The sequence below is a fragment of the Variovorax sp. RA8 genome (genome assembly GCF_901827175.1).
GTDB lineage: Bacteria > Pseudomonadota > Gammaproteobacteria > Burkholderiales > Burkholderiaceae_C > Variovorax.
Genome location: NZ_LR594662.1, coordinates 6427035 through 6450282, shown reverse-complemented (window position 1 = coordinate 6450282; position 23248 = coordinate 6427035). Strand labels below are relative to the sequence as shown.

Annotated in this window: 17 protein-coding genes; 9 read left to right on the top strand and 8 right to left on the bottom strand. The window is 68.3% G+C overall.

Going from position 1 to position 23248, the window contains the following annotated elements; translation table 11 throughout:
* Window positions 1–74 precede the first annotated feature (74 nt).
* Window positions 75–2117 carry a transketolase gene (gene tkt / locus E5P3_RS30690; protein ID WP_162589413.1) on the top strand — a complete coding sequence of 681 codons (2043 nt, stop codon included), beginning with the start codon at window positions 75–77 and terminating at the stop codon, window positions 2115–2117.
* A 40-nt stretch (window positions 2118–2157) separates the two neighbouring features.
* The gene (gene gap / locus E5P3_RS30685) at window positions 2158–3162 is read left to right on the top strand and encodes a type I glyceraldehyde-3-phosphate dehydrogenase (protein WP_162589412.1); all 1005 of its coding nucleotides are present in this window, start codon (window positions 2158–2160) and stop codon (window positions 3160–3162) included.
* A gap of 82 nt (window positions 3163–3244) precedes the next feature.
* Here gap and E5P3_RS30680 read toward each other — a convergent pair whose 3' ends face one another.
* Window positions 3245–4237, bottom strand: coding sequence for a hypothetical protein (locus E5P3_RS30680; RefSeq protein ID WP_162589411.1), 993 nt, complete (start codon window positions 4235–4237; stop codon window positions 3245–3247).
* A 107-nt stretch (window positions 4238–4344) separates the two neighbouring features.
* On the opposite strand from E5P3_RS30680, the gene E5P3_RS30675 reads away from it, so the two are divergent.
* The 4 genes from E5P3_RS30675 (at window position 4345) to E5P3_RS30655 (ending at window position 10763) form a co-directional block, all read left to right on the top strand.
* Window positions 4345–4947 (top strand): restriction endonuclease subunit S, encoded by a 603-nt coding sequence (locus tag E5P3_RS30675; RefSeq protein WP_162589410.1) that lies wholly within the window; start codon window positions 4345–4347, stop codon window positions 4945–4947.
* 23 nt (window positions 4948–4970) lie between these two features.
* Window positions 4971–6482: a type I restriction-modification system subunit M gene (locus E5P3_RS30670; RefSeq protein WP_162589409.1), complete on the top strand. Its 1512-nt coding sequence runs from the start codon at window positions 4971–4973 to the stop codon at window positions 6480–6482.
* Between the two features lie 238 nt (window positions 6483–6720).
* Complete coding sequence (locus E5P3_RS30660; protein WP_162589407.1) at window positions 6721–10026, top strand: type I restriction endonuclease subunit R; 3306 nt, start codon at window positions 6721–6723, stop codon at window positions 10024–10026.
* Window positions 10023–10763: a M48 family metallopeptidase gene (locus E5P3_RS30655; RefSeq protein WP_162589406.1), complete on the top strand. Its 741-nt coding sequence runs from the start codon at window positions 10023–10025 to the stop codon at window positions 10761–10763. Before E5P3_RS30660 ends, E5P3_RS30655 begins: the two co-directional genes overlap by 4 nt.
* Here E5P3_RS30655 and E5P3_RS30650 read toward each other — a convergent pair.
* The 4 genes from E5P3_RS30650 to E5P3_RS30635 all read right to left on the bottom strand — a co-directional run bounded on the left by E5P3_RS30650 (window position 10717) and on the right by E5P3_RS30635 (window position 13696).
* Window positions 10717–11514, bottom strand: a complete 798-nt coding sequence (locus E5P3_RS30650; RefSeq protein WP_162589405.1) for an alpha/beta fold hydrolase — start codon at window positions 11512–11514, stop codon at window positions 10717–10719. The two genes, E5P3_RS30655 and E5P3_RS30650, sit on opposite strands and share 47 nt — an antisense overlap.
* Window positions 11514–12533 carry a M14 family zinc carboxypeptidase gene (locus E5P3_RS30645; protein WP_162589404.1) on the bottom strand — a complete coding sequence of 340 codons (1020 nt, stop codon included), beginning with the start codon at window positions 12531–12533 and terminating at the stop codon, window positions 11514–11516. The genes E5P3_RS30650 and E5P3_RS30645 overlap by 1 nt, the downstream gene beginning before the upstream one ends.
* A gap of 257 nt (window positions 12534–12790) precedes the next feature.
* A complete protein-coding gene (locus E5P3_RS30640; protein ID WP_162589403.1) occupies window positions 12791–13237 on the bottom strand; it encodes a VOC family protein in 447 nt (148 codons plus the stop codon).
* Between the two features lie 51 nt (window positions 13238–13288).
* Entirely contained in the window at window positions 13289–13696 is a 408-nt protein-coding gene (locus E5P3_RS30635; RefSeq protein WP_162589402.1) for a VOC family protein, read from the bottom strand.
* A gap of 99 nt (window positions 13697–13795) precedes the next feature.
* On the opposite strand from E5P3_RS30635, the gene E5P3_RS30630 reads away from it, so the two are divergent.
* Together E5P3_RS30630 and E5P3_RS30625 are read left to right on the top strand one after the other, a co-directional pair.
* A complete protein-coding gene (locus E5P3_RS30630) occupies window positions 13796–14452 on the top strand; it encodes a TetR/AcrR family transcriptional regulator (protein ID WP_232073396.1) in 657 nt (218 codons plus the stop codon).
* 137 nt (window positions 14453–14589) lie between these two features.
* Window positions 14590–15189: a DNA-3-methyladenine glycosylase gene (locus E5P3_RS30625; RefSeq protein WP_232073394.1), complete on the top strand. Its 600-nt coding sequence runs from the start codon at window positions 14590–14592 to the stop codon at window positions 15187–15189.
* On the opposite strand, the gene E5P3_RS30620 is transcribed toward E5P3_RS30625, so the two are convergent.
* The gene (locus tag E5P3_RS30620) at window positions 15177–20432 is read right to left on the bottom strand and encodes a non-ribosomal peptide synthetase (protein ID WP_162589400.1); all 5256 of its coding nucleotides are present in this window, start codon (window positions 20430–20432) and stop codon (window positions 15177–15179) included. The two genes, E5P3_RS30625 and E5P3_RS30620, sit on opposite strands and share 13 nt — an antisense overlap.
* A 243-nt stretch (window positions 20433–20675) precedes the next feature.
* Here E5P3_RS30620 and E5P3_RS30615 point away from each other — a divergent pair, with 243 nt between their 5' ends.
* Window positions 20676–20870 carry a formate dehydrogenase accessory protein FdhE gene (locus E5P3_RS30615; protein WP_162589399.1) on the top strand — a complete coding sequence of 65 codons (195 nt, stop codon included), beginning with the start codon at window positions 20676–20678 and terminating at the stop codon, window positions 20868–20870.
* A 118-nt stretch (window positions 20871–20988) separates the two neighbouring features.
* Here E5P3_RS30615 and E5P3_RS30610 read toward each other — a convergent pair whose 3' ends face one another.
* Together E5P3_RS30610 and E5P3_RS30605 are read right to left on the bottom strand one after the other, a co-directional pair.
* Window positions 20989–21966, bottom strand: coding sequence for a Bug family tripartite tricarboxylate transporter substrate binding protein (locus tag E5P3_RS30610; RefSeq protein WP_162589398.1), 978 nt, complete (start codon window positions 21964–21966; stop codon window positions 20989–20991).
* 42 nt (window positions 21967–22008) lie between these two features.
* Window positions 22009–23247: a pyridoxal-phosphate-dependent aminotransferase family protein gene (locus E5P3_RS30605; RefSeq protein ID WP_162589397.1), complete on the bottom strand. Its 1239-nt coding sequence runs from the start codon at window positions 23245–23247 to the stop codon at window positions 22009–22011.
* Window position 23248 lies beyond the last annotated feature (1 nt).

Below are 23248 nucleotides of genomic sequence, written 5' to 3'. Positions count from 1 at the left end.
CCGGACGGCCGCCGTGGCCCGCCCGTTAAAATGCCGGGCTCCCCAACCTGCTCCCCCAAGAAAGCCCCGACCACATGGCCAACCAAGCCTTGATGGCCAACGCGATCCGCGCGCTGGCCATGGATGCCGTTCAACTCGCGAACTCGGGGCATCCGGGTGCCCCGATGGGCATGGCCGACATGGCGGTCGCCTTGTGGGGCGATCACCTCAAGCACAACCCCGTCAACCCGCAATGGTTCGACCGCGACCGCTTCGTGCTCTCCAACGGCCATGCCTCGATGCTCATCTACGCCGTGCTGCACCTGACAGGCTATGCCCTGCCAGTGGGGGAGCTCAAACGCTTCCGCCAGCTGCACAGCAAGACGGCCGGCCACCCCGAAACGGGTATCACACCCGGCGTGGAGACCACCACCGGCCCGCTCGGCCAGGGCATCACCAACGCGGTCGGCTTTGCGCTGGCCGAGAAGCTGCTGGCCGCCGAGTTCAACCGGCCCGATCACCAAATCGTCGATCACCGCACCTACGTCTTCCTGGGCGACGGCTGCCTGATGGAGGGCATCAGCCATGAAGCTGCCGCGCTGGCCGGTGCCTGGAAGCTGGGCAAGCTGATTGCGCTCTACGACGACAATGGCATCTCGATCGATGGTCCCGTCAAACCCTGGTTCATCGACAACACGGCGGAACGCTTCAAGGCCTACGGCTGGAGCGTCATCGGCCCCGTCGACGGGCACGACGTGAAGGAAGTGTCGGACGCCATCCAGCAGGCCCGGCAGCAGGACGAGCGCCCCACGCTCATCATCTGCAAGACGCAGATCGGCAAGGGCAGCCCCAATCGCGCCAACACCGCCAAGGCGCATGGCGAGCCGCTGGGCGCGGACGAAATCGGCCTCACCCGCACGGCGCTGCAGTGGCCGCACGAGCCTTTCGAACTGCCGCAGGCTGTGTACACGGAATGGGATGCCAAGGCGGCCGGCGCGCAACGCGAAGCGGCGTGGGACGACAAATTCGCCGCCTACGCCAGGCAGTACCCGGACCTGGCCGCCGAGTTCACACGCCGCATGAAGGGTGAGCTGCCGAAGAACTTCCACCAGATCGCTTTCGATGCCGTGGTCACGGCCCACACCAAGGCCGAGACCGTGGCATCGCGCAAGGCGTCGCAACTGGCACTCGAAGCCTTCACCGCCGCCCTGCCCGAGCTGCTGGGCGGCAGCGCCGACCTCACCGGCTCCAACCTGACCAACACCAAGAGCACCCCGGCCCTGCGCTTCGATGCCACGGGCGCCGTGGTGCGCACCCAAGGCACCGAGCAACTGCCTGACGGCATGCCTGGCCGCCACATCAACTACGGCGTGCGCGAGTTCGGCATGGCCGCCATCATGAACGGCCTGGCGCTGCACGGCGGCTTCATCCCCTACGGCGGCACCTTCCTGACCTTCAGCGACTACAGCCGCAATGCCATCCGCATGGCCGCGCTGATGAAGAAGCGCGTGGTGCATGTGTTCACCCACGACTCCATCGGCCTCGGCGAGGACGGCCCCACGCACCAGTCCATCGAGCACGCCGCCTCGCTGCGCCTCATCCCCAACCTCGACGTCTGGCGCCCCGCCGACACGGCCGAGACCGCGGTGGCGTGGGCCGTCGCACTGCAGAACGCCACGCGCCCGACCGCGCTGCTGCTGTCGCGCCAGAACCTGCCCTACGCGCCCAAGAACGACCTGAGCGACATCAGCAAGGGCGCCTACGTGCTGGCCGAGCCCGAAGGCCTCAAGAAGAAGCTGCAGGCCGTCATCATCGCCACCGGCTCCGAAGTGCAGCTCGCGCTCAAGGCCCAGGAGCTGCTGGCCGCCAGGAAAATTGCCGTGCGCGTGGTCTCCATGCCTTCCACCACCACCTTCGACCGCCAGAGCGTCGCCTACAAGAAGAGCGTGCTGCCGGAGGGAACGCCGCGCATCGCAGTCGAGATGGGCGCCACCGACGGTTGGTGGAAGTACGGCGTGGCAGCCGTCGTCGGCATCGACACCTACGGCGAGTCGGCGCCCGCCGGCGTATTGTTCAAGCATTTCGGCTTCACGGCGGAGAACGTCGCTGCCACGGTCGAGGCGGCGCTCGCGCGCTGATCCGGCCGCACCCAGTTTTCAACTTCCAGGAGCAAACCACATGGCTATCAAACTCGGCATCAACGGCTTCGGTCGCATCGGTCGCAACGTGCTGCGCGCGGCGGTGCAGAACTTCAAGAACGACATCGAGATCGTCGCGATCAACGACCTGCTCGAGCCCGAGTACCTGGCCTACATGCTCCAGTACGACTCGGTGCACGGCCGCTTCCAGGGCGAGATCACCGTCGAGGGCAACACCTTGATCGTCAACGGCAAGAAGATCCGCCTGACGCAGGAACGCGACCCGGCCAACCTCAAGTGGGACGAAGTGGGCGCCGAGGTCGTGCTCGAATCCACGGGCCTCTTCCTCACCAAGGAGACCTGCCAGAAGCACATCGACGCCGGCGCCAAGAAGGTGATCATGTCTGCACCCAGCAAGGACGACACCCCCATGTTCGTCTACGGCGTGAACGACAAGAAGTACGCCAGCGAGGCCATCATCAGCAACGCCAGCTGCACCACCAACTGCCTGGCGCCCCTGGCGAAGGTGCTCAACGACAAGTGGGGCATCAAGCGCGGCCTGATGACCACCGTGCACGCCGCCACCGCCACCCAGAAGACGGTGGACGGCCCGAGCAACAAGGACTGGCGCGGCGGCCGCGGCATCCTCGAGAACATCATCCCCTCCAGCACCGGCGCGGCCAAGGCGGTGGGCGTGGTGATCCCCGAGCTCAACAAGAAGCTCACCGGCATGAGCTTCCGCGTGCCGACCTCCGACGTGTCGGTGGTCGACCTGACCGTGGAGCTGGTCAAGGAAGCCACGTACAAGGAAATCTGCGCCGAAATGAAGGCACAGAGCGAGGGCGCGCTCAAGGGCGTGCTGGGCTATACCGAGGACAAGGTGGTCGCCACCGACTTCCGCGGCGACCCGCGCACCTCCATCTTCGATGCCGAGGCCGGCATCGCCCTCGATGGCACCTTCATCAAGCTGGTGAGCTGGTATGACAACGAGTGGGGCTACTCCAACAAGTGCCTGGAAATGGTGCGGGTGGTCGCAGCCAAGTAAGACCCCCTTCGCTCCCCGTCGGAACGCGCCCCTGGGGGCGCGTTTTTTGTTGTGCGAGCGCTTCCGGGCGGCCATGCGACGCTCAGGCGTCGGCCCCCAGGGGCCTGGCCGGGTACCAGTTGCGCTCCGGCATGTCGAAGGCGTGATGCAGCTGCGTGCCCTGGCTCAGGAAGGTCAGGACGCCTCGGCGCTTCAGGGCATCGGTCACGATCCGGTAGCCCATCGGGAGCGAGTCGTGGGCTGCCGACATGAACGCCGTCTTGGTGTACTCGCGCTGCTCGCGCGGCTGGCGCTCGCCGACCAGACGGTCCAGCACCCGGCTCGAGAGATGGTCGGGCTTGCCGTCGCTGGGCACCTGCATCAGCCGGAGATTCGTGGGCAGGCCCAGGCCCAGGTGTTCCGCGAAGGTGGAGGCATCGCTCAGCGCCCGGATGCCTGCATTGCTCGTCAGCAGCACGCCCCGACCCTCGAACTCGCCGTATAGCACGACGCTCGACTCATCCTCCGCCGACGTCGCCGCATCGCGGGGCAGTGGCTCGAAATCCCAGCGGCTGCCCATGCCCCAACTTGCCAGGCGCACCCAACGCGCCGCGTCGGCCAGCGTCAGCCCGGCTCCGCGCGGCAGCGGGGTTCCAAAGGCCGGCAGCAGGCCCTCCACGTACCAGCTCCGGTTCGGCGACAGCACCGTGAACGGCCCGATGACCGCGCCGGCGAAGGGCTCGTGCACCGGCACCTGCCGCGCCAGCGCGAGCTCCTCCAGCTTCTTGGCCATGGCCATGGCCTTCCACGTGCGGTCGGTGTGCACCCAGGGCCGATGCACCCACAGCTCGCCCACGCTGAGCCTTTCGAGAATCAGCTCGAGGCCCTCGGCATGCCTGGCGTCGGGGTGCGAACTCACCACATAGTCCACGTGCGAGCTGAGGCAGTACGCCTCGACATGCTGCACCAGCTGTTGGGCCGAGGCCCGTGCGCCGCCGTCGCAGACCAGCAGCTTGTAATTGCCAGGTGTGCCCCACCGCACGAGGATGGCGGTGCCGCCGGCGTCCGCGGGAAAAAAGTCGACTTCGTAGCCCACGACAACTCCCTGTCCGAAGTCGCATCATTTCGATTGATGCGAAAAAATGTTGTTCTGAGCGCCGAGTTTGAGCGAGATCGCGCTTGTGTGCAAGTAGTATGTGCATCATGTCCATTCATGCATTGCCGGCCCTCCTCGGCGCGGAGGTCAGCATCCGAGCCGGCTATCCCTTCCGCGGCCCCATCGACGAGGTTCCCGACGGCCCGGTCCGTGCCGTACAGATGAAAGACGTGGACCGGCTCCATGGCGTCGACTGGCGCGGCGTCATCCATACCCGCCTGGGTGGACGCCGGGAGCCCGACTGGCTCGCGCCCGAAGACCTGCTCTTCGTTGCGCGCGGCACGCGCTTCTATGCCAGCTGCGTGGGCGAACTGCCCGGGCCGGCCGTGTGCGGCCCGCACCTCTTCCACCTGCGGGTCAAGCCCGGGCGCAACCTTCTGCCGGCCTTCCTCGCGTGGCAAATCAACCAGGCGCCGTTCCAGCGCGACCTGCAGCGCGCGGCCGAAGGCTCCAGCCAGCTGAGCGTGCGCCGACCTGTGCTTGAATCGCTGCGCATCGGCCTGCCGTCCCTCGCCGACCAGGAGCGCATCGTCGCGCTGGCCCGCCTTGCGCAACGAGAGCGCCAGTTGCACGACCTGCTCATCCGCAACCGCGAACGCCAGTTCGAATCGATCGCCGAAGCGCTCGCCACCGCTTCGCGCAACGCATGACAACCCAGGGAAACCAAGAACGCATGAACCAGACCGCCATCAACCAGGACAGCATCAACGCCACCGTGTGGGCAGCCTGCGACACCTTTCGCGGCGTTGTCGATCCGAGCACCTACAAGGACTACGTGCTCCCGATGCTCTTTCTCAAGTACGTATCGGACGTCTGGCAGGACCACTACGACGCCTACAAGGCCCAGTACGGTGACACCGCACAGGACCTTATCGAGGAGCTGCTCAAGACCGAGCGCTTCGTCCTGCCCCCCAGCGCCAGCTTCTACGCCCTGCATGCCGCCCGCTTCGAGCCCGGCAACGGCGAGCGCATCGATCGTGCGCTGCATGCCATCGAAGACGCCAACATCGCCAAGCTGCGCGACGTGTTCCAGAACGTCGGCTTCAACTCCAACAAGCTCGGCGACGAGCAGCAGAAGAACGACATCTTGCGCCACCTGCTCGAGGACTTCGCCAAGCCCGAGCTCAATCTTCGCCCCAGCCGCATCGGCGAACTCGACCTGATCGGCAACGCCTACGAATACCTCATCAGCCACTTCGCGTCGTCGAGCGGCAAGACCGCCGGCGAGTTCTACACGCCGCCCGAAGTCTCCAGCCTCATGGCCCGCCTGATGGATCCGCAGGAGGGCGACGAGATCTGCGACCCGGCCTGCGGCTCTGGCTCGCTGCTCCTCAAGTGCGGCCGCCTGATCCGCGACCGCACCGGCTCCAAGCGCTACGCGCTCTACGGGCAGGAGGCCATCGGCAACACCTGGACGCTGGCCAAGATGAACATGTTCATGCATGGCGAGGACAACCATCGCATCGAATGGGGCGACACGCTGCGCAACCCGAAGCTGCTGGTGGGCGACACGAGCCTGCGCCACTTCGACGTGGTCGTGGCCAATCCGCCGTTCAGCCTGGAGAAGTGGGGGTACGAAGCTGCCGAGAGAGACAAGTTCGGCCGCTTCCGCCGAGGCTTGCCGCCGCGGACGAAGGGCGACTACGCCTTCATCCTTCACATGGTCGAGACCATGAAGCCCGGCACGGGACGCATGGCCGTGGTCGTCCCGCACGGCATTCTGTTTCGTGGTGCCGCGGAGGGGCGCATCCGGCAGAAGCTTGTGGAAGAGAACCTGCTCGATGCCGTCATCGGCCTGCCTGAGAAGCTCTTCTATGGAACCGGCATTCCGGCCGCAGTGCTCGTGTTTCGCAAGAGCAAGGCCGACGACAAAGTCCTCTTCATCGATGCGAGTCACGATTTCGAATCAGGGAAGAACCAGAATTCGCTGCGTGAAGCTGATTTGCAGCGTGTGCTGGATACCTATTTCGCGCGCGTGCCGATTGAGAGATATGCGTATCTCGCAACACCGAAGGAGGTGGCAGAAAACGACTTCAATCTGAACATTCCTCGCTACGTCAACATCTTCGAGGAGGAGGGGCCGATCGACATAGCACTACTGCAGCACGAGCGAGAGGGACTCAAGAGGGACCTTGACGACATCGAGGAAAAAATAGCTGCGCAGCTAACGGAGATGGGCGTATGACCGCAACGTCAGCGTCTTCCCCGGCGAACGATCGTGTTGGTCCCACCGATCTGTTCGAGACCTCCCGCCTTCTAAAGGAAGTCTTGGTACCGGTACCCCCGTTGCACGAGCAACAGCGCATCGCGGAAGAGCTCCGACGATGGGACGAGTCCGTTCGACTGACTGAACAATTGCTCCTTCGCACGCGGCAACAAAGAGCAGCAGTCATGCGCCGGTTGATCCCCGACGGATACACACATTGACTCTCACCGCTTCTACCTGCGAGCAGTACGGCGCTCGCATACCCGCGCTGCACATGCTCTGCAATCTGGGGTGGAACTATCTCAGTGCCGCCGATTGCTCCCCGCTGCGCGGCTCGACCCGCGAAGTCCTCCTCAAGCCGCGCCTCATCGAAGTCCTGCAGACCCGCCGCTTCGACTACAAGGGCCATGCCCATCACCTCTCCCCCAGCGCGATCGACCAGATCCTGCGCGAGCTCTCGACAGTCGGACTCGGCGAAGGTCTGTTGCCGGCGAATGAACGTATCTACGCCAAGCTCGCCTACGGCATCACGGTCACCGAATTCATGCCGGACGGCCGGAGGCACCAGCCGACGATCCATGTCATCGACTGGACCGACCCGAGCGCCAATCGCTTCGACGTCACGGAAGAGCTGCGCATGCTCTCCAGCCACGGCACCCACCATCGCGCGCCGGACATCGTCGGCTATGTCAACGGCATCCCGCTCGTCGTGATCGAGGCCAAGCAGCCGCACGGGCGGCACGGTGGCGGCATGGCCGACGCGATGGTGCTCGAAGGCATCAGCCAGCAGTTGCGCAACCAGCGCCAGGACGAGATTCCGGACCTCTTCGCCTACGCCCAGCTGCTGTTGTCCATCAGCCAGACCGAGGGCCGCTACGGCACCACGGCCACGCCGGCCAGGTTCTGGGCGCAGTGGAACAAGGAGGAAGAGTTCGACGATGCGCATGTCGGCGCCTTGAAGAACGCGCCGCTGCCCGCCTCGTCCCATGCGGCCCTTTTCGAGGGCAAGCCCGCGCCAATACGCGAGTGGTTCGACTCGCTCTGGTCATTGCCCATGCTGCCCAACCAGCAGGACCGCCTGCTGGTGTCGCTGCTGACGCCGCGACGGCTGCTCGAACTGCTGCGCGGCTTCGTGCTGTTCGACAGCAAGGCCGGGAAGATCGTCGCGCGCCACCAACAGTTCTTCGGCGTTCGCGCCCTGCTCGAACGACTGGCGGGGCGGCGAGCCGATGGCGGGCGCAACGGCGGCGTGGTCTGGCACACCACGGGCTCGGGCAAGAGCTTCACCATGGTCTTCCTCGCCAAGGCCCTCCTGCTGAACGAAGCCCTGAAGGAATGCCGGCTCGTGGTGATCACCGACCGGCGCGATCTCGAACAGCAGCTCGCACGCAACTTCATGACCGGTGGGGCCTTCGGGTCGTCCATCGCCACGCACAAGGAGGGCGAGCCCAGCAAGGCCGTGACCGGGCGCGACCTGGCCCACCGAATCGGCCAGGGCACGAAGCGCATCACCTTCGCGCTGGTGCAGAAGTTCAACACCGCTTCCAGGCTGGCGGAGTGCCGCAACGATTCGCCCAACGTCGTGGTGCTGGTGGACGAAGGCCATCGCAGCCACGGCGGGGAAACGCACGAGCGCATGAAGAAGGCGCTGCCTCGTGCGGCTTACGTGGCCTTCACCGGCACACCACTGTTGAGGAACGAGAAGACTGCGCAGAAGTTCGGCCCCATCGTCCACGCGTACACCATGCAGCGCGCGGCCGAGGACCGCGCCGTCGCACCGCTCCTCTACGAAGAGCGGGTGCCCGAGCTGTCCATCGACGCCGATGCGGTCGATCGCTGGTTCGACAAGATCACCGCCGGCCTCTCGGAGGCGCAACGCGCCGACTTGAAGAAGAAGTACGCCGGCAGCGGCGCGGTCTACGGCGCGGCCAACCGCATCGAGCTGATCGCATGGGACATCGCCACGCACTTCCATGAGAATTTCAAGAAGCTGGGGTCGGGCCTGAAGGGCCAGGTCGCCACGGCCAGCAAGCTCGATGCCATCCGCTACAAGAAGGCGCTGGACGCGACGGGCCTGGTCACGAGCGCCGTCGTGATCTCCCCGCCCGACATGCGCGAGGGCAACACCGGGATCGACGAAGACGGCATGCCCGAGGTGCAGAAGTGGTGGAAACAGAATGTGCTGGACGACGGCGTCGATGCGGCCCACCACGAAAGACAGGTATTGCAGGCCTTCGGGACCGAGGGCGACCCCGACCTGCTGATCGTGGTCGATCGCCTTCTCACCGGCTTCGACGAGCCGCGCAATGCGGTGCTCTACATCGACAAGCCGCTGAAGGGGCACAACCTGATCCAGGCCGTGGCCCGCGTGAACCGCCTGCACGACGCCAAGCGCCACGGCCTGCTGGTGGACTACCGCGGCATCCTGAAGGAGCTCGACACGGCGATCCGTGCCTACCAGGACCTCGAAGCCCGGACGCAAGGCGGCTTCGACATCGGCGATCTCGAGGGGCTCTACGCACAGGTCAGTACCGAGTACAAGCAATTGCCGATGCGACACGAGGCGGTGTGGTCCCCCTTCAAGGGCGTTGCCGATCGCAAGGACCCCGAGCAGCTGCGGCAGGCGTTGAGCCCTCGCTTCGTGAGCGATGGGCAGGGCGGTGAATACGACGAGCGGCAGAAGCTTCGTGACGACTTCCATGCGGCCCTGACTGCCTTCGGCACTTGTCTGCAGGCCGCGCTCGCGTCACGCGGCTTCTTCAACGACTGCAGCGTCTCGGAAGCGCTGATTGCGCAGTACAAGGCGGATCTCAAGGCATTGATCCAGGTGCGGCAATCGGCGCAGCGCGACGCTCGGGAGACAGTCGACTTCAGCGAATACGACGAGCAGATCCGCAGGCTGGTCGACGAGCAGGTCATCGGTACGAAAGTTCGTGAGATCGACGCGGCCTACGTGGTGCACAGGCTGGGCGCGGCAGATGTTTCCGAGACTTGGTCGCAGGACAAGGCACGCAACGAGGCAGACCTGATCAAGACCCGCCTGCGCAAGACCATCGAGCAGGAGCTGGCTGACGACCCCTACGCGCGGAAAGTGTTTTCCGCACTGCTCGAAGGTGCGATCGAGCAAGCCGAGGCCCTGTTCGACCATCCGCGCAGGCAGTACGCGCTGCTCAGGGAATTCGAGCGCGACGTGGACCGGCGCGCCACGCCCGGCATGCCGGAAGTCCTGGCCTCCAACCCGCGGGCGAGGGCCTGCTACGGTGCGATCCTGATCGCGCTGGGCGATGAGGCATCGAGGCTCAACGAGGCACAGCGCAGCGAGCACATCGATCATGCGCTCGCCATCAGCCATGTGGTGCAGGCCGCGATGGCCGAGCATTCCTTGAATCCGCAGAACATCGAAGCCGCCGTCCGCAAGGGCCTGCTGCAGCGGCTCTATACGCCGCTGGGTCTGGCCAGGGCGAACGATGTGATCGGCCATGTGCTCCAGATCATCCGTGTCGACATGGGGCGGCGTGCATGAGCGTTGCAGTCCAGCGAAGTCTTCGCTACGGCGATGAACGGATCGCGTTCAGCTTGCGCGTCCAGCCGGCGCGCAGGGCGCAGCGCATCGCCATTCACGTCGAGCCCGATGGGCGCGTGGTGGTCGATGTGCCGAAAGAGACGTCCGAGGCCGCGGTGCAGGCTGCGGTGCAGCAGCGCGCGCGCTGGATCAGCGGCCAGGTCGCGGCTGTTCGAGCGCGTCTCGCGCATGCATTGCCGCGCGCGCATGTCAGCGGCGAGTCCCTGTTCTATCTCGGCCGGCGCTATGTGCTCAAGGTCATCGTCGATGAAGGCCGGGACGGCCACGTGCGCTTGAGCGGCACGCGCATCGAAGTCGCGGTTGCGAAGGGCGATATGGCCCGCGTGCGGGCGTTGCTCGACGCCTGGTACCGAAAGCGCGCCGGCGAGGTGCTGGCTGCGCGCCTCGCGGCGCTGGCGCCCTTGCTCAGCTGGGTCCGCACGCCGCCGCCGATGCAGCTGCGCGTCACGAAGAAGCGATGGGGCAGCTGCTCGCCGGCAGGCCGCCTCACGCTCAACCCGAATCTCGTGAAGGCGCCGCGCGAATGCATCGACTACGTGCTGATCCACGAGTTGTGCCATCTCGGCGAGCACAACCATGGTCCGCGCTTCCATCGGCTGCTGGACACGCTGATGCCCGATTGGCGCCGGGTCAAGGAGCGCCTGGACGGCCTGGTGGAGCAGCTGATGCCCGCTTGAGGCCCTGCGCGGCCCAGCGCCCCACCTGCGCCGCAAGCCACGCCCCATCGTCCAGCGGCAGGTCATGCCCGGCGCTGGGGTGCTCCGCGATTTCCGCCCCCCATTGGCGTGCCAGCCGACGCGAGCAGCGCGGATTCACCAAGCCGTCGCGGGTGCTTGCCAGCACCAGCAGCGGCGCGAAAGGCGCCTGCGCAGGCGCCCGGTAGCGCGCCGCCGCCAGCACCTGGCGCACTGCGTTCGACGCCGACACCGGTCGCGCCTCGCGGATCGCCGTCCAGTCGTCGAGCACGGCCATGCCGCCACCGGGGTGGCGGGTGGTGAGCCGCAGGATCGTCGCCTCCCGCTCGCGAGCGCCCTGGCGCCCGAAGGCCAGGCCGAGCAGTGCGCCGTAGTTTCCTGGGCGCAAGCGTTCGTAAAAGGGACTGAAGGGCCGCAGGCTGGTGTTGATCAGCACGCAGCCCGCGAGCTCGCGCGGGTGCTGCACCGCCCAGTCCACTGCCACCATCGCGCCGAGCGACATCGCGAGCAGGTGGTAGGGCGGTGCGATGCCGAGCGCGCGAAGCTGCTCGCGGCAGGCTTCCATCGTGGCCTCGATGCGCGTCGGGCTGCGCATGTCGTTCAGCCGCCCGTTGCCCGGAAGGTCGAGCGCCACGATCCGCGCGGCGGGAAAGTGGTCCTGCAGCAGCCCGACGAAGCGCCCCCAGTGCCCGCTCTCGCGCGTGAGTCCGCGTATCAGCACCCAGGTGTCCATCAAAGCCTCCCGTACCAGCGCACCATCGCCTGCTGCTCATGATGCACACGTCGTGGGCCGGTGGGCAGCCAGCGTTCGTGACTGCCGACAGCGCGGGTGATGAAATCCAGCCACGCGATGTGCTGGCGCAGCACGCGCTGGTGCCGGTGCTCGATCACCGGGTTGAAGATGCCGTGGCGCGAGAAGAGCTGGCGCGGGTTCTTCTTGACCCACAGCCACGACCCCATCTCCAGCGTCACCGGCAGGAACACGCTGCCCGGCCGTTGGTCGGCGCCCAGGTAGAGGTGGTCCCAGAGATCCCCGTGGGCCAGGTACTGCCGGCTCTGCGGCTCCAGCTTGTAGCGATGGTGCAGCAGGCTCTGGTCGAGGATCTCGCACAGGGCGTGCATCTCCGCCAGATGCCCGATGGGCCGCGCGGTGTGCGCATAGGGGAACCAGATGCGGTCGGTCAGGCCGAAGCCCGAGTGGCAGTCCACCGCGACGCTGAGCGGCCGGCCCAGCAGCTCGGTCTCGACCAGCGTGCACAGCGCCGCGCTCTCGCATTCCATCGGGTCGCCCGCAGCGCCGCGGTACCAGGGCAGCTTCGCGCTGATGCGCTGGCCGCCGATCAGGTAGGGCACGTGCTCCTTCGATTCGACCGGCGCGTTGCGCATCAGGTCGACGCCGTTGGGGTTGGCGCGCGTGCCCAGCCACATGCCGCCCGGATTGACCAGCGGCATGAACACCAGCCGCATCGTCTCGAGCTGCCTGTGCAGCGTCTCGTCCCAGGCGAGCCGCATCACCAGGCTGCGCAGGTAGGCGATCGCGACCTGCGCGCCGATGCGCTCCAGCCCGTGCACGCCGCCGAAGAAGCCGACGGCCGGTGCGTCCGGCCGGGTGCTGCCGAGCAGAAAGGCCTGGATCGGGAAGTGCCGCGCGCCGGCTGCCACTTCGCACAGGACGCGCGTCTCCAGGTGCGCGCCGGCCAGCGGGACCAACTGCGCCAGCTCCAGCAATTCAGGCAGGTCCGTGGAATTCACGCGTCAATGGCAGGGAAAGGGTGCGCGCAGGATAGCGGCAACGCCTGCCATCAACGTGTCATACAAGTCCCTTAGCGTGGCGAAAGGGACGCCCATCGAGGGCGCCCAGTCATACCATGCAACCTTCCCTCTTTTGGCCTCCGAACCCCCGTGCCTTTCGCGCGCTCGGCGGTGCGTTGGTGTGGGGCCTGATCGAATTCGTCGCCCTGGCGCGCTCGCGACGCGGTGCGCGGCGGGTTTGAACCCGCCCTGGACGCTCAGCCCTTCGGCGCGTCGAACACGCCGACCATCCAGCTGACACCGAAGCGGTCCTGCACCATGCCGAAGCAAGGCGAAAAGAAGGTCGGCCCGAGCGGCATCTGGACCTGGCCGCCTTCGCCGAGCGCCGCGAACTTGCGCTTGGCATCGGCTTCGTCCGCCGCCGTGAGCGACAGCGAGAAGCCGCGGAAGACGGGCGCCTCCTTGGCCAGGCCGTCGGAGGCCAGCAACGTGGTGTCGCCGATCCTGAACTCCGCGTGCATCACATTGTTCCCGGCAGGCGGGCCGGACATCTCGGCGCCGCCGCACATCTCGGCGCTGCCCGCCGGTTCGGGGCTGTCCTTGAAGCGCATCAGCATCGTCACCTCGGCGCCGAGCTTGGCGCGGTAGAACTCGAGCGCCTCCTCGCAGCGGCCTTCGAAGAACAGGTAGGGCTGGACATGCATGGCAATCTCCTTTGGGGTGGGGGTGGGTGAGGGATTCGATTCGTGCGGCGCTCAGGCCTGCGGGAAGGCGCTCATGTCCATGTACGCGAGCTCCCACATATGGCCGTCCAAGTCCTCGAAGCCGTGCTGGTACATGAAGCCGTGGTCCCTTGCCTCGGTGGGCGTGCTGCCGCCGGCGGCCAAGGCCTTGGCGACCTGGGCATCGATCTCGGCCCGGCTCTCGCAAGAAAGGCACAGCAGCACCTCGGTGCTCTTCGAGGCGTCGGCGATGGCCTTGGGCGTGAAGGTCCTGAAGAAGCTCTCGACCAGGAGCATCGCGTGGATGTCCTCGCTGATCACCATGCAGGCGCCCTGCTCGTTGGTGAAGCGCGGGTCGAAGCTGTAGCCGAGGGCCCCGTAGAAGGCCTTGGACTTCTCGAGGTCCTTGACGGGGAGGTTCACGAAGATCTTGGTGCTCATGCCGGCTTCCTTTGGAGAAAAACACGTTGGGTTGAGGGAAATTCCGTTGTTGTGTACAACGTCCACAAAACAATAACAAAGATAATGGACGCTGTCCACATGAAAAACACCCCGACACTCTCCAACCCCCCGCCGCCGGCACGCAGCACCTATCGCCATGGCGATCTGCGCCGGGCGCTGCTGGAAGCGGGTGTCGAGCTGGCCCGCCAGGGCGGCCCGGACGCGGTGGTGCTGCGCGAGGCCACCCGTCGTGCCGGCGTCGTGCCCAATGCGGCCTACCGGCACTTCACCAGCCGCCAGGCGCTGCTGCTGGCCGTGCGCGCCGCGGCCCTGTCGGCAGCGGCCGGCGCCATGGAGGCCGAGCTCGCGGCCGTGCCGCGCGACGGGTCGCCTGAGGAAATCGCCCGCGCGAGCGTTCGCGCCATCGGTGCCGGCTACCTGCGCTTCGCCCAGGAGCAGACCGGCCTGTTCCGCACCGCCTTCGGCGCCCCGGTGGAGCTGGAGGACCCGCCCACCGACGCCAAGGGCGGCGCGAGCGGTCTCAACCCGTTCGAGCTGCTGGGCGCCGCGCTCGACCAGATGGTGGCCGCCGGTGTGCTGCCTCCCGAACGGCGCCCCGGCGCCGAGTTCCTGGCCTGGTCGGCGGTCCATGGCCTGGCGCTGCTGATCATCGACGGCCCGCTGCGCGGCGTGCCCCGCGAGCAAACCGACGAGCTGGGCCGCAAGCTCCTGGAAATGGTGGAAAAGGGACTGTGAGCCGCACGGCCGCTCCGAAGGCGAACAGCACCGCAGCCGAAGGCGGAGGTGCTCCATGAGCCGCACGGCCGCTCCGAAGGCGAACAGCGGCGCAGCCCGCAGGGCGGAGGTTGCCTTATGAGCCGCACGGTGGCACCGTGAAAGCACGCATCCCCGCCGACATCGATTTCTTCGCACCTTCGCACGAGGTGGCACCGCGCCTGCTCGGCCTGGTGCTGCTGGTCGGCGGTGTCGGCGGCCGCATCGTCGAGACCGAAGCGTACGACCGCGAGGACCCGGCCTCCCACACCTTCGGCGGCCTCACGCCGCGCAATGCCGCCATGTTCGGTCCGCCCGGCCGGGTCTACGTCTACCGTTCCTACGGCATTCACTGGTGCCTCAATTTCGTTTGCCGCGAGGAGGGCCACGGCGCCGGGGTGCTGATCCGCGCGCTGGCGCCCACTGCTGGACTCGAGCGCATGCGCGCGCGGCGCGGCGTCGACGACATCCGTCTGCTGTGCGCAGGTCCCGGCCGGGTGGGCCAGGCGCTCGGCATCGATGCCGGCTTCAACGGCAAGCGGCTCGACCGGCCGCCCTTCGCACTGCTCGCCGCGCCCGACGATCACCCGGCCGTGGTGGTCGAGGCCGGGCCGCGCATCGGCATCACCAAGGCGGCCGACGTGCCCTGGCGCTTCGGCGAGAAAGGCTCGCCCTTCCTGAGCAAGCCCTTCAGCCGCGGCAAGGCTCAGCGCGCCTGAAGGTTCTCCTCGCGCGCGATCTGCTGCAGGCTCTCGTAGATGAGGCGGCGGGGCGCGACCTTCCAGCCCATCAACGCCTCGATCGCCGCGACCGCCCGCATGGCCAGCAGCGAGTGCCCGCCCAGGTCGAAGAAATTGTCGGTGCGGCCGATCTGCTCGACGCCCAGCAGTTCCGACCAGATGCCGGCGATGAGCTGCTCGCCGTGCGTGGCCGGCGCCACGTAGCTGCGCCCGTCGGCCAGGGTGACGTCCATCACCGGCGCGGGCAGCGCGGCGCGGTTGACCTTGCCGTTGGGCAGCAGCGGCATCGCGTCGAGCGAGACGAAGTGCTGCGGGATCATGTAGTGCGGCAGGCGCGTGCGCAGGTGCTCGCGCAGCACCGGCGGCGCCGGCGGCACCGGGCCGCGTGAGACGAAGTAGGCCACCAGCCGCACATCGTCCTCGCGCTCGGCGCGCGTCACCGCCACGCAGTGCGCCAGCTCGGGGTGGTCGAGCAGTGCGGATTCGATCTCGCCCATCTCGACGCGGAAGCCCCGCAGCTTCACCTGGTGGTCGGCGCGGCCCATCAGCTCGAGCTGCCCGTCGTGGCGCCAGCGGCCCAGGTCGCCGGTGCGGTAGAGCCGGGCGCCGTGCTCCTCCCCAAAGGGGTCGGGCACGAAGCGCTCGGCCGTCAGCTCGTCGCGGTGGTAGTAGCCGAGGGTGACGCCGGCGCCGCCGATGTAGAGCTCGCCGGGCACGCCGATCGGGCAGGCATGGCCGTGCTCGTCGAGCACCCAGACCATGACGTTGTCGATCGGCCGCCCGACCGCGATCACCTTGCGCGGCTCGGCCACCTTCCAGGCGGTGGCCCAGACCGTGGTCTCGGTGGGCCCGTAGATGTTCCAGAGCTCGGCCATGCGCGCCAGCAGCTGCTCGGCCAGCACCGGCGGCAGCGACTCGCCGCCGATCAGCCCGCGGAAGCCCGGAGCGCCGGCCCAGCCGGTCTCGATCAGCGCGCGCCAGCCCGAGGGCGTGGCCTGCAGCAGCGTGGCCTGGTGCGTTTCGAGCAGCATGCGCAGCGCGGCCGGATCGTGCACCTGCTGCTGCGAGGCGATGATCACCTTCGCGCGCACCACCAGCGGCAGCAGCAGGTCCAGCACCGAGGGGTCGAAGGAAGGACTGGTGATCGCCAGCACGCAGTCCTGCGCCGTCAGCCCGGGCGCCTTCACCATGCCGGCGAGGAAGTTGACCACCCCGCGGTGCGGCACCCGCACGCCCTTGGGCTGGCCGGTGGAGCCCGAGGTGTAGATCAGGTAGGCCTCGTCCAGCGGTGTGGCGTCGAGCGTCGGGTCGGGTGCCAGCGGCTGTTCCGGGTGGCCGGCCGCCAGCCGCTTGTCGTCGATCGCCAGCATCGGGATCGCCAGCCCCTCCAGGATGTCGTGCGTGTCCTGCTGCGCGAGCACCGCGGCCAGGTCGGCATCGGCCGCCATGAAGCGCAGGCGATCCGCCGGGTAGTCGGGGTCCAGCGGCACGTAGGCCGCGCCCGCCTTCATCACCGCCAGCTGCGCGACCAGCATGTCGGGGCTGCGCGCGATGCACAGGCCGACGCGTTTGCCGCGCGCGATGCCGCGCACGCGCAGCGCATGGGCCAGCCGGTTCGAGCGCGCCTCCAGCTCGCCGTAGCTCAGCGTGCGGCCGGCCGCGTCGATCACCGCCACGCGCTCGCGCACCTCCGGCGCGCCCAGGTCCAGGTAGTCGTGCACCAGTTGCCGCGCGGGCAGCGGCGAGCGCGCACCGTTCCAGCCGTGGCGCAGCAGGTTGAGCTGCGCCGGCGCGAGCATCTCGTGCGTCGAGATCCGCCGCTCGGGCTGCGCCAGCAGCCGCTCGACCAGCGCCAGGTAGTTCTCGAGCATGCGCGCGGCGGTGGCTTCGCTGTAGAGATCGCTCGCATACTCGAGGTGGATGCGGTGCGAGAACTCGGTGTCGATGTGCATCGACAGGTCGAACTGCGCGGCCACGCGCTCGAAGTCGTACTCGTCCACCTCCAGCCCGAAAAGCTCCGGCTCGCCCACCGGCGCATTGAGCACGTTGAAGAGCACGCGCACCGGGCCTTCGGGATGCAGCGTGCGGTCGTGCCCCAGGGCGTCGATCAGCTCGTCGAAGGGCGCGTCCTGGTGCGTATAGGCCTCCAGCGCGTTGCGGCGCACGCGATGCACCAGCTGCGTGAAGCTGGGATCGCCCCCGAGGTCGGTGCGCATCACCAGCGTGTTGACCAGCGTGCCCACGAGAGGCTCGGCCGCGAATCGGTGGCGGTTCGCGATCGGCGTGCCGATCGCGATGTCCTCGCTCTTCGCATGGCGCGACAGCATCAGCACGAAAGCCGACAGGTAGACCACGAAGGGCGTGACCGCCTCGCGCCCGCCGAAGTCGCGCATCGCCTCGCGCAGCCGCGGCGGCAGCCCGGCCGAGACGCGCGCCCCCCGGTGGCTGGCCTTGGCTGGCCGCGGGAAGTCGGTGGGCAGGTCAAGGTCGGGCAGGTCGCGCAGGCGCTCCAGCCAGTAGTCAAGGTGCGGCCGGCGCGCCTCCACCGCCGCCGGACTGCGCTGCCAGGCAGCGTAGTCGGCATAGCCGATCGCCGGCGGTGCCGACACCGGCTCGCGCCCGGCCGCGAGCGCGCCATAGGCGGCGAGGGCTTCGCGCATCAGCAGCGCGCCGGCCCAGTTGTCGGTAATAGCATGGTGCAGCAGCCAGAACAGTACGTGCTCGCGCTCGCCCAGCCGGATCAGGGTCGGCCGGTGCAGCGGGGCCTGCGACAGGTCGAAGGGCTGCGCCGCGCGCTCGGCGAGCAACACACGCGCCTGCGCGTTGCGCTCGCGCTCGGGCAGCCGGCTGAGGTCGATCTGCTCGACCTGGACGGCCAGCGCCGGCAGGATCTTCTGCATCGGCTCGTGCTCGCCCATCACGAAGCAGGTGCGCAGGCCCTCGTGCCGCTGCACCATGGCGTCGAGCGCCTGCTGGCACAGCGCCGGATCGAAGGCGCCGCGCAGCCGGATCGCGATCGGCACGTTGTAGGCGGTCGTTGCCGGGTCGAAATGCTGGATCACCCACATGCGCCGCTGCGAGAGCGAGGCCGGCAACGGCGCGCCGCGCGGCACGGGCTCGATGCCGGCCGGTGCCGCCGCCCGGCTCTCCAGCGGCTGTTGCTCGGCTTTCGCCACGTGGGCCGCCATCGCGGCCACGCTCGCATGCTCGAACAATTCGGCCAGCGGCAGCGCCACGCCGAAGCGCGCCGACAGCCGCGAGAGCACCTGCGTCATGCGCAGCGAGTTGCCGCCGAGCTCGAAGAAGCTCTCATGCACGCCGAAGGCCCGCGTGCCCAGCACCTCGCACCAGATGTCCCATACCGCCTGCTCGCGCTCGTCGCGCGGCAACACGTAACCCAGGCGCTCACGGTCCTCGCCCTCTTGCGCGCTCTCCTCGTGGGGGAGCTGGGCGCCGGCATCGATCGGCGCCACCAGCGGCAGCTCGCCGGTCAGGAAGGCCTCGCGGCAGCGGTGGCGCTGCACCTTGCCGCTGGAAGTGCGCGGCAATCCGCCCGCGCGCAGCAGGGCGACGGCATGCACCGGCAGGCCGTGCTCCACCGCGATCGCGCGGCGCACCGCGCGGAACACCGCCTCGGCATCTGCCTCGGCCTGCGCGCGCCGGTCCAGCTCCAGCGCCAGCACCACACCCTCGCCGGCCGGCGTCTCGACCGCGAAGGCCGCGCCGAAACCCGGCCGCAGCGCCGGATGGGCGCGCTCCGCGCTCCACTCCACATCTTGCGGATAGTGGTTCTCGCCGTGGACGATGATCAGGTCCTTCAAACGGCCGGTGACGAACAGCTCACCGCCATCGAGGAAGCCGAGGTCGCCGGTGCGCAGGAAGGGGCCGGTGCCGTCCGCCAGGTGCGCGCCGAAGGTAGCCTCGGTAGCTTCGGGCTGCATCCAGTAGCCGCCGCCGACGCCGGGCGACCGCACCCAGATCTCGCCGATGCAGCGATCGGCACAGGCGTGCTGGTCCTCGTCGACGATCAGGATCTCCGTGTCCCGCATCGCCTGTCCGCAGCTGACCAGCCGGCGTCCCTGCGCCGCGCCTTCGGGCAACGGGTCGAAGCGGTGGGCCAGCAGGGCCGCGGGGTCCGCCGACACGATGCGCGGCGCCACGTCCAGCCTGCTCGCGCTGACGCCCAGCACCGCCTCGGCCAGGCCGTAGGACGGCGCGAACACCCGCGCGGGCATGCCCGCCGCACCGAAGACCGCGAGCACACGCTCCACCGTGTCGGCCTTGACCGGTTCGGCGCCGCAGTTGAGCGACACCAGGCTGTCCAGGCGTGCGCCGAGCGCCTTGTCACCCAGCGCCTGCAGGCAGGCGACGAACGCCGAGTCCGGTGCGCCCGTGTGCGTGATGCGATAGGTCTCGATGGCCTCCAGCCAGCGCAGCGGCCGGCGCAGGAAGGCCACCGGCGACATCAGGTAGCCGGTGGCACCGGCCACCACCGGCGCCAGCACGCCGAAGGCCAGGCCGTAGTCGTGGAAGTGCGGCAGCCAGCTCAGCCCGCGCGAATCGGCGCTTGCATGGCCCCCGGCGATCATCGCGCGCACGTTCGCCAGCACATTCAGGTGCGACAGGCGCACGCCGCGCGGCGCGGAGGTGGAGCCGGAGGTGTATTGCAGGTAGGCCAGTGCCTGCCCGTCGATCCCCGGCGGGACGAAGTCCTGCGCCAGGGCCGCCAGCTGCGCCGCATCGGGCAGCGCGGTCCAGCGCGCCATCGCCAAGGTGGCGGGGTCCAGCGCGGCCGCCGCGGCGTCGAGCAGCGTGGCGCTGGTCAGCACCAGGGCCGCGCGTGAATCGGCGATCACGCTGCGCAGGCGCGGTGCCGCGTGATGCAGGCGGATCGGATCGGGCGCCGGCACCGGCACTGCCACTCGGCCGCTGAGCAGGCAGGCCCAGAACACCCGCACGAAATCCAGCCCCGGCGGGAAGGCCAGCAGCACGCGGTCGCCCGGGCGGGTCGCGGCGGCCAGCCAGGCGGCGATTTGGTGGACATCGTCACGCAGCTGGACGTAGCTGCACTGCTGCGCCAGGGACAGGTCCTCCGCCAGGAAGCCGTAGGCCAACTGCGTCGGCCGTGTCGCGCATTGCTCCTCGAAGACATAGGCCAGGCTGTCTTGTGACAGTGCGGTGGCGGCGGGCGGCAAGCTTTCGAGCGACGGCGGATGGAACATGTGTGTAGGAGCGGCCCGGCGATTGAGAGGGTCACATCTTCGGAGGGCGATATAACAGGACCCTGCCTTTTGGCATTATGTTGCGCCGCAGCAGGCCGGTCATATTCGGCAGTTCGATGGCGGCTTTGTCTGACACGTTCGGACTTTGCGCAACAGGGCCGCCGCGGTTGGGGCTCACGGCCCGCCGGCGCCACGCCATCGGACGCAGTGACGGCGTCACATAAGTTTGCGATCATCCGCGGCATGGAACCGATCACCTCCATCGACCGCTACGAGCCTGACCATGCCCACCGCTGCGAGGTGTGCGGCGGCACGCCGGTCGTGTCGGGCGTAAAGGACGGCAAGACCGTCTACGTCGCGACGATGTGCGGGCCCTGCCTGTGGAACGAGCCCCGGGCGATCGACCCGGGAACCTGGAACGAGGGTTCGGGGGGCTGAGCACCCTCGCCACCCTTCCGGAGCGTGCCCGCGCCCTGCCAACCTGACGCACTCCGAGCGAGGCTCGCGGCCATTTCATTCATGCCCGGGCTCGACGACTGCCGATGCCTTCACGCGCTCAGGCGTCCACCTTCACCTTGCCATCCCGCACCACCCGTCCCCACTTCTGGATCTCGGAGGCAATGAACTGCCGGAACTTCTCGCGCGAGCCGCCGCCGTCTTCGGCGCCGTAGGTGTCGAGCCGTTCCTGCACGTCGGGCATCGCCAGCACGGTGTTGACGTCGCGGTTGATCTTGTCGGCGATCGGTGTCGGCAGCTTGCCGGGCCCGGCCAGGCCGTACCAGGTGGTGGCCTCGAAACCCTCGAAGCCCTGCTCCTGCATCGTCGGCACAGAAGGGTGGCCCTTGGCCCGCTTCAGCCGCGTCTGCGCCACCGCCGTCACCTTGCCGCTCTTCACATGCGGCGTGGCGGCGGTCATGGTCTCGAAGCTGTACTGGATCTGGTTGCCCATCAGGTCCGCGAGCAGCGGGCCGCTGCCCTTGTAGGGCACGTGCAGCGCATCGACCTTCGCCTGCAGTTTGAACATCTCGAGCGCCAGGTGCTGGGCCGAGCCCGCGCCGGCCGAGCCGAAGCTCACCTTGCCCGGCTCCGCGGCGCACAGCGCGACGATGTCCTTCACTGCCACCGCCTTCTGCGCCGGCCCCGCGATCAACAGGTTGGGCGTCACGCCCACCAATACGATCGGCACGAAGTCGCGCTCCACGCTGTAGCGCAGCTTGGGCTGCAGATTGGGCGCCAGCGCGTGGCTGTTGATGTGCGCCATGAGCAGCGTCGAGCCGTCGCTCGGCTGCGTCGACACGTACTCGGCCGCGAGCACCCCGGCCACGCCAGCCTTGTTCTCCACGATCACCGATTGGTTCCACATCGTCGTCAGCTTCTGCGCCACCACCCGCGCCAGGGCGTCGGTGCCCCCGCCGGGCGGAAAGCCCACCACGATGCGCACCGGCCCGTTGGGCCATTCCTGTGCGAACACGCGCGGCACGCCGAGGGTGGCGGCCGCAGCGCCTGCGGCCTGGATCAGGGAACGTCGTTGCATGGGTGGATATCTCCTGGTTGGTTCCGTTTCGGCAGCCTCGATTCAGGCCGCCTTCTTCAGCGCCGCCGGCGCCGCGTGGCTCGCGAAATACTCCATTGCCGCATGCACCCCGCTGCCCGCGAGCTTCACCCCCGTGAGCTTCAGCCCCATCTCGACGCCGGCCACCATCGCCACCAGCGTGAGGTCGTTGCTGTCGCCCAGGTGGCCCATGCGGAACATGCGGCCCTTGAGCTTGCCCAGGCCTGTGCCCAGCGAGAGATCGAAACGCTCGTGGATCAGCCGCCGCAGCGCATCGGCGTCCACCCCCTCTGGCGTGATCACGCCGGTCAGCACCGGCGAATGCACGGCAGCGTCGGCGCACTGCGTCGGCAGGCCCCAGGCCTTCACCGCGGCGCGCACCCCCGCGCCCCAGCGCTGATGGCGCGCGAACACCTGCGGCAGGCCCTCGCCCAGCAGCATGTCGAGCGATTCGCTCAGCCCATAGAGCAGGTTGGTGTTGGGCGTGTAGGGCCAGTAGCCGCCCTGGTTCATCTCCACGATCTCGTCCCAGGCCCAGAAGGCCTTGGGCAGCTTCGCGGCCTTGCTGCGCTCCATCGCCTTGGGCGACACCGCATTGAAGCTGATGCCCGGGGGCAGCATCAGGCCCTTCTGCGAGCCGCTGATGGTCACGTCCACGCCCCACTCGTCATGGCGGTAGTCGGCGCTCGCCAGGCCCGAGATGCTGTCCACCATCAAGAGGGCGGGATGCCCGGCCGCATCGATCGCGCGGCGCACCGCCGCGATATCGGAAGTCACGCCCGTGGAGGTCTCGTTGTGCACCACGCACACCGCGCGGATCTTCTTTTCCGTGTCCTGGCGCAGCCGCGCCTCGATCAGGTCGGCCTGCACCCCGTGGCGCCAGCTGCGCGGCAGGCCGGTCTCGTCCACGCCGGGCAGGCTCAGGAACTCGGGCGCCAGGCCCAGGCGCAGCGCCATCTTCTGCCACAGCGTGGCGAAGTGGCCCGTCTCGTACATCAGCACCGCGTCGCCCGGGCTCATCACATTGGCCAGCGCGGCTTCCCAGGCGCCGGTGCCCGAGGCGGGATAGATCACCACCGGGTGCCGGGTCTGGAAGATCTGGCGGATGCCCGCGAGTACCTTCAGACCGAGCGCGCCGAACTCGGGTCCGCGGTGGTCGATGGTGGGCAGGCTCATCGCGCGCAGGATTCGGTCGGGCACCGGGCTGGGGCCGGGGATCTGCAGGAAGTGGCGGCCGGTCGGGTGGAGGTCGAGTTGCAGCATG

What these genes read in the sequence shown, in the direction of transcription:
- tkt (WP_162589413.1), top strand. Translation starts at nt 75, where the DNA reads ATGGCCAACCAAGCCTTGATGGCCAACGCGATCCGCGCGCTGGCCATG.
- gap (WP_162589412.1), top strand. Translation starts at nt 2,158, where the DNA reads ATGGCTATCAAACTCGGCATCAACGGCTTCGGTCGCATCGGTCGCAAC.
- E5P3_RS30675 (WP_162589410.1), top strand. Translation starts at nt 4,345, where the DNA reads ATGTCCATTCATGCATTGCCGGCCCTCCTCGGCGCGGAGGTCAGCATC.
- E5P3_RS30670 (WP_162589409.1), top strand. Translation starts at nt 4,971, where the DNA reads ATGAACCAGACCGCCATCAACCAGGACAGCATCAACGCCACCGTGTGG.
- E5P3_RS30655 (WP_162589406.1), top strand. Translation starts at nt 10,023, where the DNA reads ATGAGCGTTGCAGTCCAGCGAAGTCTTCGCTACGGCGATGAACGGATC.
- E5P3_RS30650 (WP_162589405.1), bottom strand. Translation starts at nt 11,514, where the DNA reads ATGGACACCTGGGTGCTGATACGCGGACTCACGCGCGAGAGCGGGCAC.
- E5P3_RS30640 (WP_162589403.1), bottom strand. Translation starts at nt 13,237, where the DNA reads ATGCATGTCCAGCCCTACCTGTTCTTCGAAGGCCGCTGCGAGGAGGCG.
- E5P3_RS30635 (WP_162589402.1), bottom strand. Translation starts at nt 13,696, where the DNA reads ATGAGCACCAAGATCTTCGTGAACCTCCCCGTCAAGGACCTCGAGAAG.
- E5P3_RS30630 (WP_232073396.1), top strand. Translation starts at nt 13,796, where the DNA reads ATGAAAAACACCCCGACACTCTCCAACCCCCCGCCGCCGGCACGCAGC.
- E5P3_RS30620 (WP_162589400.1), bottom strand. Translation starts at nt 20,432, where the DNA reads ATGTTCCATCCGCCGTCGCTCGAAAGCTTGCCGCCCGCCGCCACCGCA.
- E5P3_RS30615 (WP_162589399.1), top strand. Translation starts at nt 20,676, where the DNA reads ATGGAACCGATCACCTCCATCGACCGCTACGAGCCTGACCATGCCCAC.
- E5P3_RS30610 (WP_162589398.1), bottom strand. Translation starts at nt 21,966, where the DNA reads ATGCAACGACGTTCCCTGATCCAGGCCGCAGGCGCTGCGGCCGCCACC.
- E5P3_RS30605 (WP_162589397.1), bottom strand. Translation starts at nt 23,247, where the DNA reads ATGCTGCAACTCGACCTCCACCCGACCGGCCGCCACTTCCTGCAGATC.